The organism is Microcoleus sp. CAWBG27 (genome assembly GCF_020883145.1).
Lineage (GTDB): Bacteria > Cyanobacteriota > Cyanobacteriia > Cyanobacteriales > Microcoleaceae > Microcoleus.
Genome location: NZ_JAHREU010000008.1, coordinates 1 through 11,727 on the forward strand (window position 1 = coordinate 1; position 11,727 = coordinate 11,727).

At 45.2% G+C, this 11,727-nt stretch carries 5 protein-coding genes; 3 read left to right on the top strand and 2 right to left on the bottom strand.

Features of this window, described 5'->3' with window-relative positions; translation table 11 throughout:
• The first annotated feature begins 522 nt into the window (after window positions 1-522).
• The 3 genes from QZ938_RS06795 (at window position 523) to QZ938_RS06805 (ending at window position 6,861) form a co-directional block, all read left to right on the top strand.
• Window positions 523-1,965 carry a cytochrome ubiquinol oxidase subunit I gene (locus QZ938_RS06795; RefSeq protein WP_293147504.1) on the top strand — a complete coding sequence of 481 codons (1,443 nt, stop codon included), beginning with the start codon at window positions 523-525 and terminating at the stop codon, window positions 1,963-1,965.
• 8 nt (window positions 1,966-1,973) lie between these two features.
• The gene (cydB, locus tag QZ938_RS06800) at window positions 1,974-2,987 is read left to right on the top strand and encodes a cytochrome d ubiquinol oxidase subunit II (RefSeq protein ID WP_293147506.1); all 1,014 of its coding nucleotides are present in this window, start codon (window positions 1,974-1,976) and stop codon (window positions 2,985-2,987) included.
• Between the two features lie 469 nt (window positions 2,988-3,456).
• Entirely contained in the window at window positions 3,457-6,861 is a 3,405-nt protein-coding gene (locus QZ938_RS06805; protein ID WP_293348308.1) for a PAS domain S-box protein, read from the top strand.
• Between the two features lie 17 nt (window positions 6,862-6,878).
• On the opposite strand, the gene QZ938_RS06810 is transcribed toward QZ938_RS06805, so the two are convergent.
• Together QZ938_RS06810 and QZ938_RS06815 are read right to left on the bottom strand one after the other, a co-directional pair.
• Window positions 6,879-9,080: a PAS domain S-box protein gene (locus QZ938_RS06810; RefSeq protein ID WP_293348305.1), complete on the bottom strand. Its 2,202-nt coding sequence runs from the start codon at window positions 9,078-9,080 to the stop codon at window positions 6,879-6,881.
• Between the two features lie 1,129 nt (window positions 9,081-10,209).
• Window positions 10,210-11,688: a leucyl aminopeptidase gene (locus tag QZ938_RS06815; protein WP_293348302.1), complete on the bottom strand. Its 1,479-nt coding sequence runs from the start codon at window positions 11,686-11,688 to the stop codon at window positions 10,210-10,212.
• Window positions 11,689-11,727 lie beyond the last annotated feature (39 nt).

The window sequence follows — 11,727 nt, forward strand, 5'->3', positions numbered from 1 at the left end:
AACAATCTCGTAAACCCGCCCCCACCTCGTAAACCCGCCCCCACCTAACCATAAATTCAAATGTACCTATTTCTTTAAACCCTTTAAAATCAGTTATAAAGTCACCGTTCGCCAATAGAATATCCCCTAAAAAACATCAATCTTGTAGGGGCGGTTTCACCGAAACAACCGCCAAAAAGAAACAATCTCGTAAACCCGCCCCCACCCAACCATAAATTCAAATGTACTAAAATTGTATCCCCGCATCAACAAACATCAATATTGTAAGGGCGGGTTCACCGAAATAACCGCCCCTAACAAACAATCTCAAAAACCCGCCCACCCAACCATAAATTCAAATGTACCTATTTCCCAATAAAAACAACCGATAAATGTATTAAAAAACACAAATCAAATCTGTATAAAACCTTAAAAATTCCCAACCCTACAAAATGTCACGAATTTTTACATTACATTGTAGTTAATGTCAATTCTAAAAATTGTGCAAACTAATCTCTGTTGAACTGACCAAAGGACACAAACATGGATATCTTATCTAACACCGTGGCCCTATCGCGGATGCAATTTGCGCTAACCGCCATATTCCATATGCTGTGGCCGGTTCTCACTACAGGAATGGGAATTTATCTGGTAATTGTTGAGGGAATGTGGCTGAAAACTCGCAACCCAGATTATTACCGTCACGCTCGTTTTTGGTCGCAACTTTATGTCCTAAACTTCGGGATTGGTGTCGCTTCCGGGATTCCGATGGAGTTTCAATTCGGGACAAACTGGGCGCCGTTTTCCGAAGCAGTTGGCGACTTTTTTGGCAGCATTTTAGGGTTTGAAGCTTCCATGGCATTTATGCTGGAAGCAGGCTTTTTAGGGATTATGCTGTTTGGTTGGGGGCGCGTTCACCCGATCGTCCATTATTTCGCTACCATCATGGTAGCCTTCGGCGCAAACCTATCCACAGTCTGGATTTTAGTCGCTAACTCCTGGCTGCAAACTCCCGCCGGCGGAGAAATGATCGACGGCAAGTTTGTTGTCACCGATTACTTCCAAGCAATTATGAACCCCTTCGCATTAAACAGCATTCTACATATGTTTTTTGCGACGTTAGAAACTTCCCTGTTTGTAATTGGTGGAATTAGCGCTTGGTACATTCTAAATAAGCGCAACGAAGCCTTCTTTTCCAAATCTTTAAAGATTGCCATAGCAACGGCGATCGCAGTTGCACCTTTACAGATATTCATCGGACATTTGAGCGCCGAACAAGTCTATCACTATCAGCCGACCAAATTAGCAGCGATCGAAGCTAAATGGGAAACCTCAGCAGCCGGAGAATCAGCCGATTGGACTTTGCTAGCTTTGCCTAATGAAAAAGCCCAAAAAAATGACTGGGAAATTAAAATTCCCAATGGCTTAGGATACGTTCTAGAATTCAAACAAAAACTTTCCGAACCAGTCCTCGGTTTAAAGGAATGGAAACCAGAAGATCGACCCCGGATGGTAGGTTTAATCTACTATTGTTTCCGCATCATGTCCGGGATTGGATTCTTCTTTGTAGGATTGATGCTGTTCAGTACAATTCAGTGGATGCGAGGCAAACTTTCCGCTGAAAATATTAGCAGTCAACCTTGGTTGATGCGCGCTTGGATCTTAGCAGCACCCCTGGGATATATCGCTGTAGAATCGGGTTGGATTGTGCGCTGTGTAGGCAGACAACCCTGGGTTTTATACGGGCAAATTCGCACGGCTGACGGGGTATCAAATATCCCCGCTAGCAATGTTTTAACTTCTCTGAGTTTCTTTGCTGTTATTTACAGCTTTTTGTTTGTTTGCGCCTTGTATTTTGGCAGCCGCATTATCCGCAAAGGCCCGAATTTGAATCTGTCAGTACCTGGTTTAGACAATCAACCTGCGATCGAAACTGAACCCGCAGAACACATTCCCGATCAACGCCCTGTAGAAGCACAACAATAGGAGATTTTATGCAAGCTTTGGAGCATTTTCTCCCGCAAGTCTGGTTCATCATTTTGGGTTTATTTCTTTTGCTCTATGTCATGCTAGACGGCTTTGACTTAGGGGTGGGAATATTATCTTTGACTGCTTCTGATGACGAGCGCCGAGGCATTTTAATGACCAGTCTGGGCAATGTTTGGGATGCTAACGAAACATGGCTGGTTTTAATGGGAGGCGCTTTATTTGGTGCATTTCCTTTGGCTTACGGCACAATTTTAACTGCCTTGTACATACCGATTTGCATGATGCTTTTCGGTTTAATATTTCGGGCTGTAGCCTTTGAATTTCGCGAGCATTCTAACCGCAAGTTGTTTTGGAATTATGCTTTCGGTGCGGGCAGTTTTTTGGCTGCTTTAGCTCAAGGATTTGCCCTCGGCGCGGTGCTTGAAGGCATTGCGGTGGATGAAGCCGGTCATTTTGTGGGGACTACTTGGGATTGGCTGGATTGGCGATCGATCTTGGTGGCTTTGACGCTGGTTCAAGGCTATGTTTTGATTGGTTCCACCTATCTAATTATGAAGACTGAGGGGGAACTGCAAACACATCACTATCGCACGGCTAAAATTGCGGCGGTGACGACGTTAATCGGAGCGATTTTGATTACCGTCGCCACTCCGGTTTTTTATGAAAGTACCAGAGCAAGATTGTTTGAGAAACCGCTAGTTTATGTGTTTGTAGCGATTCCTTTGCTGGGATTGCTATTAGTTGGACTCTTGCTCAGAAGTCTCAATCGCAAAGAAGAACGGACGCCATTTGTCTGGACGATTATGATTTTCTTGCTCAGTTTCATCGGTTTGGGATTGATTGTTTTTCCCTACATTATTCCCACACAACTCACGATTTACCAAGCGGCGGCGGCACCCAGCGCCCTGGTATTTATGATTGTGTTCATCGGCTTTCTGATCCCGATCATGATTTTCTACAACATCTACAACTACGTAGTATTTCGGGGTAAGGTTGCTGGCGGCCATTACGGCGAATAAAGCAGCATAACACCGCAAATCCAAGTAAAGACACCCAAATCTCCCCAGATTTAAAATTAATCCGATCTGGGGATATTTGGGTGTCTTTGCTGTTGACAAGTATCGATTTCTGAGCGTCAGGGTTCTGATTTATTAATCAAAAAAATATAAAACTTTTTGTTTTCGCCCGCAAAATTAAGTGAATCTACTTATAAGAATGCTGCAAATTTCTGTATAATTAGTAGAGAAAATGATTTCTATGCTCTTTTTGTCTGGCAACAGTTACAAGTTTTGGCTGTGTTTGCCTAACTATTGTCTCAGGTGCGTCGAGGCGAGATTGTCGCTTTTTTTCAGGATTTAAGGGTGTCCCGGTACGAGGAACCTTACTGTTCTGTGAGTTTTGAGAATTAGTAGAAATAGAGTAACTCGTAAGTTGGCTAGTGATATTACGCAAATAATATGTATTATTTTACACCTGATTCAATAATTTATGTCTGAATTTTTAGACGGCGATCGAGAAATCAATCCCCCATCAGCAGCAGACGATCGCACTTTGATTTGTTTCAGAGAGAGGAAATTGCAGACTATTTGGGAAACTGCCCTAGATGCGATCGCGATCGCCGATGACAAAGGGCGATACCTCGATGTCAACCCCGCCGCCTGCGAATTGTTTGGACTAAAAAGAGAACAACTCCTCGGGCGCTGCATCTGGGAGTTTGCAAAACCAAGCTGGAATTTTCAACAAATGTGGGAAGAATGCCAGCAACCGGAAAAAGTGCAGGGTGAATTTGAGTTAGTGCGGGCTGATGCAGAGATTCGCACCGTCGAATATGCAATAACGCTCAACTTTTTGCCTCACCGCTACTTGTTAGTCATGCGAGATGTTACAGGCTGCAAACAAGCCGAAACACAAGTCGAAGAACTTACCCGCCAACTCGCCCAAACCCAAGCTCAACTTCGGGAAGCAGGTATCGCACCGGAGAGCCCAATCAGTCCCACAGATACTGGTATTTTAGAGCAAATTGCCCGCCACATCCCGGGCGTTATTTATCAGTTTCGCATGGATATTGATGGTGGTTTCCATTTTCCCTATGCCAGCGGCAGGCTGGAAGAGATTTATGGCGTTACCCGAGAACAAGTGCAACAAGATGCGAGTTGTATTTTCAATCACCTCCATCCTGAAGATTTCGATCGCGTTTATCAATCGATTCTCGATTCTGCCCAACATCAGACACCTTGGTGTTGCGAATACCGGCTGTGTTTTCCCGACGGGCGGTTGCGGTGGTTGCGCGGCGATTCTACACCGCAGCGACAACCCGATGGCAGCACTATTTGGCATGGCTATGTTCGGGACAATACCGAGAGCAAAGCCGCAGAAATTGCCATCAAAACCAGTGAAAACAGATTCCGCACGATCGTGGAAAATCTCAACGATATGGTTTATATCGTCAATCCCGATACCACCTTCAGCTATGTCAGTCCCCAATTAAAAGAAATCATAGGATATGAAGCAGCAGAAATGTTACATGAGAGTTTTGCTAAGTGGGTTTATACAGAAGATTTACCAATTTGTAAAAATACTCTCGATCGCTCTTTGCAAGGTGAGAAACTGCGGGGATCTGAGTACCGAGTTTTGCATCGAGATGGCAACTATTACTGGCACTCTGCCAATGTATCCGCGATCGTAAATGACGCTGGAGAATTCGTTGCCTGTTTGGGAATAGCGCGTTACATCCACCCTCAAAAACAAGCACAAATCGCTTTAGAAGAAAGTAACAGCCGCTGGCAGTTGGCTATAGAAGGAGCGGGAGATGGCACTTGGGATTGGAACCTCAAAACCAATGAAGTCATCTTTTCCAGGCAGTGGAAAGCGATGCTGGGCTATGCAGAACACGAAATTGTGAATAATTTAGCAGAGTGGGACGGTCGGGTACATCCAGAGGATAAAGCTCAATGCTATATAGATTTTGCCAAACATTTTCGCGGCGAAACTTCTACCTGTCGCAACGAACACCGCCTGCGCTGCAAAGACGGTTCTTACAAGTGGATTTTAGACCGGGGTCAGGTGGTGGAATGGGACGAGGAATGTGAACCGATGCGGTTTATCGGCACTCATTGCGATATCAGCGATCGCAAAACCGCAGAATTAGAGTTAGCTGCCTCTCAAGCAGAATTAATCGCACTATTTAACGCCATGCAGGATGTGATTATGGTGCTCGATGCAGAGGGACGCTATCTCAAAATATCTCCCAGCTCGGCTCCCTTGTTGTACAAACCTACCGCTCAAATTTTAGGCAAAACTCTTCACGAAGTTTTACCCAAAGAATCAGCAGATTTTTTCCTAGAGTCGATTCAAGAAGCGATCGCCAATCAATGCGTGACGCAGTTGGAATACTCGTTACCAATTGGCGATCGTTCAGTCTGGTTTGATGCCAGGATTTCTCCCATGTCTCAAGAGCAAGTGGTGTTTGTCGCCAGAGATATCACCGATCGCAAACGCCAACAGCTAGCTCTCCGCTTAGTAGTCGAAGGTACGGCGGCAAAAACCGGCGCAGCATTCTTCAAAAGCTGCGTTCAATATCTCGCCCAGGCACTAGAAGTTCGATATGCTTTGATTGCTGAATTTGGTGACTCTGAAAAAACGATCGCCACAACTCTAGCATTTTGGGCGGGAGATGAATTTGGGGATAATTTTACTTACCATCTATCCGAGACACCCTGTCAAAATGTCGAGCGGTGTACCGAGATATGTCGGTATCCCAATCTCTTGCAGTGCTGGTTCCCCAAAGATGATAATTTAGCAAGTTTCCCAGCCCAAAGTTATGCGGGTGTACCGATTGTAGATGCCGCTGGAAATTGTTGGGGATTGCTCGTAGTGATGGATACTGAGCCGATGGTGAAATATCTAGAAATGCAGTCAGCTATCTTGAGAATATTTGCCACCCGTGCGGCTGCGGAAATGGAACGGATGCAGGCGGAAGCAGCAGTGCGTAAATCAGAAATTCAACTGCGGCTGCAAACTGAAGAATTAGAAGCAACCCTGAAAAAGTTGCAGGATACCCAAACTCAGTTAATTCAAGCGGAAAAAATGTCTAGTTTGGGTCAATTAGTCGCCGGAATTGCCCATGAAATTAACAATCCAGTCAGTTTTATTTATGGCAATATTCAACCTGCTACCGATTGTGCGAGCGAGTTAATTCAACTAATTCATCTTTACCGAGAGCATTATCCGATTCCGCCCCAGGCGATTGCCGATTTTATCGAAGATATCGAGCTTGAGTATCTAGAAAATGATTTTTATAAGCTGTTGAAATCGATGAAAAATGGAGCCGCGCGCATCAGCGATATTGTTAAGTCGCTGCGGACTTTTTCGCGGTTGGACGAAGCGGATTTAAAAAGCACAGATATTCACGAGAATCTCGAAAGTACCTTAGTGATTTTACAAAATCGCTTGAACGGTAGGGCGGGAAAACCAGAAATTATTGTCGCCAAATATTATGGTGAAGTACCTCTGGTTGAATGTTATGGCGGTTTGTTAAATCAGGTATTTATGAATTTGCTGGTGAATGCGATCGATGCGATCGAACAAAGGCGAGAAAGCCTAGAACCCAGCGCCAAATTAAATTATATTGGTCGGATCGCGATCGCCACTTCGTTCGCTGCTGACAATCGCGTGTCGATCTCGATTCATGATAACGGTTGCGGGATAACTCCCGAAGTTCAAGAAAAAATATTTAATCCCTTTTTTACGACTAAACCGGTGGGTAAAGGTACGGGGATGGGGCTAGCAACTAGCTATCAAATTGTCACGGAAAATCATCGGGGGAAGTTGCGGTGTTTTTCGACACCCGGAGAGGGGACGGAGTTGGCGATCGAGTTGCCAACTTGCAAGTAAAATTATCTATAGCTAGTTTATAATGGAAGCTCGATCGCAAATTCCGTGCCTTCACCCAAAACCGAACGGCAGATCAAGGTGCCGCCGTGTTTTTCCACGACAATTCGGTAACTGATGGCTAACCCCAAACCGGTGCCTTTCCCCATCGGTTTTGTGGTGAAAAACGGGTCAAATAATTGGTGGCGCACGTCTTCTGTCATGCCGATCGCATTATCGGCAATCCGGATGCAAATAATATTTTCGTTAAGGGCTTCTGTGCGAATGCTAATAGTTGGTTTCCAGTCGCTACTACCGGATCGCCTTTTTTGCTTCCAAGCATCTTCCAAGGCGTCAATACTGTTGCTAACCAGATTCATGAATACCTGATTTAGCTGGCCTGGATAACATTCAATTAAGGGTACTTTTCCGTAATCTTTGATGACTTTAATTTCGGGATATTCGGATCTAGCTCGCAGTTTGTTGTGCAAAATTAGCAGTGTGTTGTCTATGCCTTCATGAAGATTGGCAGGCTGTTTTACCGACTCGTCTAAACGCGAGAAGTTTCGCAAACTCAGAACTATTTCGCGAATGCGATCTGCTCCCATTTTCATCGAAGAGAAGATTTTTAGCAAATCTTCTTTCAGGAATTCTAAATCTATGTTTTCAATATATTCTTGAACTTCTATTTGTGGTTGAGGATAGTGTGTTTGGTAAAGTTCCACAAGCTTCAATAAGTCTCTCATATATTCGGTGGCGTAGGAAATATTGCCGTAGATAAAACTGACGGGATTGTTGATTTCGTGGGCGACTCCTGCTACCATTTGACCGAGACTTGACATTTTTTCGGTATGAATTAGGTGAGCTTGAGTTTCTCGAAGTTCTTTGAGAGCTATTTCTAGCTGCTGGGCTCTGTTGTTGGCGATCGCCTCGGAGAGTCGCAAAGCATCCTCCGCTGCTTTGCGCTCTGTCACGTCAAAAATGGCGCCGTTGAGGGATAAAATTTGACCGTCTGGATTGAAAATAGCTTGACCTTTTTCGGAAACCCACCGCAGGTTTCCGTTGCTGTGAATCAGGCGATATTCGATCGCGTAGGGTTGTCTTGTCTTAATTGCCCGATCGACAATTTTATCGATCTGCCCCACGTCATCGCCATGAACTATGCTAGCAAAAGCTTGCACGGGTTTTTGCATAAAGTTATCTGCCGGATAGCCGGAAATAGCTTCTATGCCGCTGCTGATAAAAGTTAAGCTCGATCGCCCCGCAGCACTGCAACGGTAAACTGCGCCGGGAATATTGGAAACTAACGATCTAAATTCTTGTTCCCTTTCCCGCAAAGCTGCCTCAATCCGCTTGCGATCGCTAATGTCGCGAGCAAAGGCGCACTGATATTCTTTGCCGTTAAATTGCCAATGGTCGATCGTAATTTCTACTGGAAAAATGCGACCGTATTTAGTGCTGTGGTGAACTTCTATATTAACGGAACCGCACCTTTTTAAGACTTTCCAGTGCAAATTCCAAGCAGTTTCGGGAAAATCGGGATTGATGTCGTGCACAGTTAGATCGAGCAATTCTGTGGCAGAATATCCCAACGAACTGCAAGCGGCGTCGTTGACGTACAAAAATTTACCGTCCGCTCCGATCCAGAATACCGCATCTGCCGATCGGTCGAGCGCAAATTGAGCCAATTGCAACTTTTCCTCAATCCGGTGGCGATCGGCAATTTCTTTTTGTAATAGTTCGCTTAACGAACTGAGAGTTAAAGTGCGATCGACAATATCGTCTGTCGGTGGTTTTGCCAATTCTGCTGTCTGTGTATCATCTTGCTGCTGATTTTCTGCTAGCTGTTTTAACGGCTGTTGTGGAAGATTTTCTGTGAGATTTAAGTCAGATTCGGTAAATGCTTTCGGCATCAGGGCGATCGCGAATGCGGCTAAGAGCAAAGAAATCACACCACTTGCAGCTTTGAGATCTACCGACAGCCAATCAATGGAATGCCAAAGCGTCCAAACTTGCGTTAATTGAGCAGCGCCGCAGCCCAAAAAACCAACAGCAAATAGCCCTCCAATCTTGTTGTGAGAACTTTGGCGGGTAAAATAAACCAAAGATAGCGCCACAGAGCAATAAGCGAGTGCCGTCAGCGAGTCAAAAACAGCGTACAGTCGCAACTGGGCCAGCCCGTCGCAGCCAAGTGCGGAAGATGCAGGCAGTGTTGCATAAAAAAATGTTAATAATTCTTGCATAAATTTCAAGAAAAAAGTTATTTGCAGCAATCCAAATCCATCAAATATAATTATTTGATTTCGGTGGCTGAAAAATATTTACATAATTATATACTTTTTTCATTTTTTATGAAACAGCTATTTTTGCATGGAATGTCAAAACTGTGTAGCTTCGGCTGACAGTTGACAGTTGACAGTTGCCCTGTGATAGTTGACAGTTGACGGTTTAAACAATACCGATGCAACCGGAAACGATATCAAAGGGTGGTAATGGGGAAAAAGGCAATTGGTAGTTCCTGTAAGCTGACTGAAGTTTCTGGGAGTAAAAATAATCGCGCGCAGTGTTTCCGATCCCTGGTGCTTCTAGGAGAATTTTCGATATAGCGGTTTTCAGAAAGATAAGGTATGTTGTTGGGCTTTAGCCCTGTGAGTTTAGTAGTTATATGAGCTGTCAGTTATACCTCATCTTTTTGAGAAAGGCTATAAATTATGTACCGAAATGCTTCGCCCTTGCCTAAATGAGATGAACGCAAATACGTAGTTGCGAACTTAGCGCTTTTTGTTTAGATCATGAAGAGCGCTGAAGCGCAACTACGTACCTAGGATGATAATCAATAATAGCGCTTTTTGCTGGGATTGTTAAGAGCGCTGAAGCGCAACTACGTACCTAGGATGATAATAAATAATAGCACTTTTTGCTGGGATTGTTAAGAGCGCTGAAGCGCAACTACGTACCTAGGATGATAATCAATAATAGCGCTTTTTGCTGGGATTGTTAAGAGCGCTGAAGCGCAACTACGTACCTAGGATGATAATCAATAATAGCACTTTTTGCTGGGATTGTTAAGAGCGCTGAAGCGCAACTACGTACCTAGGATGATAATAAATAATAGCACTTTTTGCTGGGATTGTTAAGAGCGCTGAAGCGCAACTACGTACCTAAGATGATAATAAATAATAGCGCTTTTTGCTGAGATTATGAAGAGCGCTGAAGCGCAACTACGTACCTAAGACGACAACCAAACGGCCCTGACTTCCTCCCCGAAATTGCGGGGAGGGAGTTACAAATTCACAAATGATTTAGGATTGCTATAGCAGAGATTGCAAGCAGCAAAAATATCTATTTTTGCGCTGGCAAATCCACAGTTAATTAAGCACCACCAAGCACCAAATGCACCAGAGTCCGAACGCCAAAACCAGTTGCTCCAGCGCCGTTATAGCCGTTTTCCTTGTCGCTCCAAACTGGGCCAGCAATATCTAAATGCGCCCAAGGAGTGTCCTTAACAAACTGCTTCAAAAATAGCGCCGCCGTAATCGAACCGCCGTAACGAGGCCCTGTGTTTTTCATGTCAGCGTGCAAAGCCTTCAAGCCATCAAAATACTTTTCTTCCATCGGCATTCGCCAAAACTTTTCGCCTGCCAATTCTGAGGCAGCGACTATTTCGGCGGCGACGCTATCTTGAGGACTCCACAAGCCGGCGATATCTTCGCCCAAAGCAATGACGCAGGCGCCAGTTAGAGTGGCTAAATCGACAATTACGTCAACTCCCAACTTGTCAGCAAATACCAAAGCATCAGCGAGGGTTAAACGACCTTCGGCGTCGGTATTATTGACTTCAATTGTTTTGCCGTTGGAAGCTGTGAGGATGTCTCCAGGGCGCATGGCGTGGCCGCTGATCATGTTTTCGGTGACGGCGCTGATAAAGTGAACTTCGACATCTGGTTTGATGTGTCCGATCGCCTTTGCGGCTCCCAAGGTAGCAGCGGCACCGCCCATATCTATTTTCATCATTTCAATACCGCTGCCGGCTCCTTTGATGTTCAAACCGCCGGAATCAAAGGTTAATCCTTTGCCGACGATCGCAATTTTGCGCCGCGGTGTGCCTGCGGGTTTGTAAGTCAGGTGGATGAATTTCGGCGGCAAGTCGGATGCTTTGGCAACCCCGAGAAAGGCTCCCATGCCTAGTTTTTCGCACTCTTCTTGCTCTAATATTTCTAATTCTAAACCGCATTCTGCTGCTAGACTTTGAGCGGTTTCGGCCATGGTAATCGGGGTGACATAATTGGCCGGCGCTGCGACTAATTCCCGTGCTAAAATAACTCCGGCTGTGATTTGGCGAGCGCGGGCGATCGCACTTTCGGTACCGGCGAAACCGAGTAAATGAATTTGTTCTACTTGCGGGCTTTTGTCGTCGGGTTCCGATTTGAAGCGGTTGTCTTGATTCAGGGAGAGCTCTACACCTTCGGCGATCGCACTTGCTGTCACATCCGGCGCGCTTTGCCACACCGGAAGGCTAATTCCGAGGGTTTTGCATTTCTCCTTTTTGGCTAACTTGGCGCACGCGCCCGCAGCTTGCCGCACGGTTTCTAATTTTAAGTCTGGGGCTTTCCCCAAACCGACGATCGCAATTTTGCGAATCGGACTATTGCCGCCGACACGGGCGATCGCACTCTGGCCCGCTTTGCCCTTAAAATCTACTTCCTGAATCAGCTCTTTCAACGTGCCTGCAAGCTTTTCATCTAATTGCGCCAAGTCGCCGGCGATCGAGAGAGCGTCCTCAAATAGACCAATTGCCAGGGCATCTCCCGTCCAAGCAGAGGGGAGCGTATCGGTGACTAGAAATTCCATGTTTTGATTTACAGTTTAGATTTTAGATTTTTGATTGTA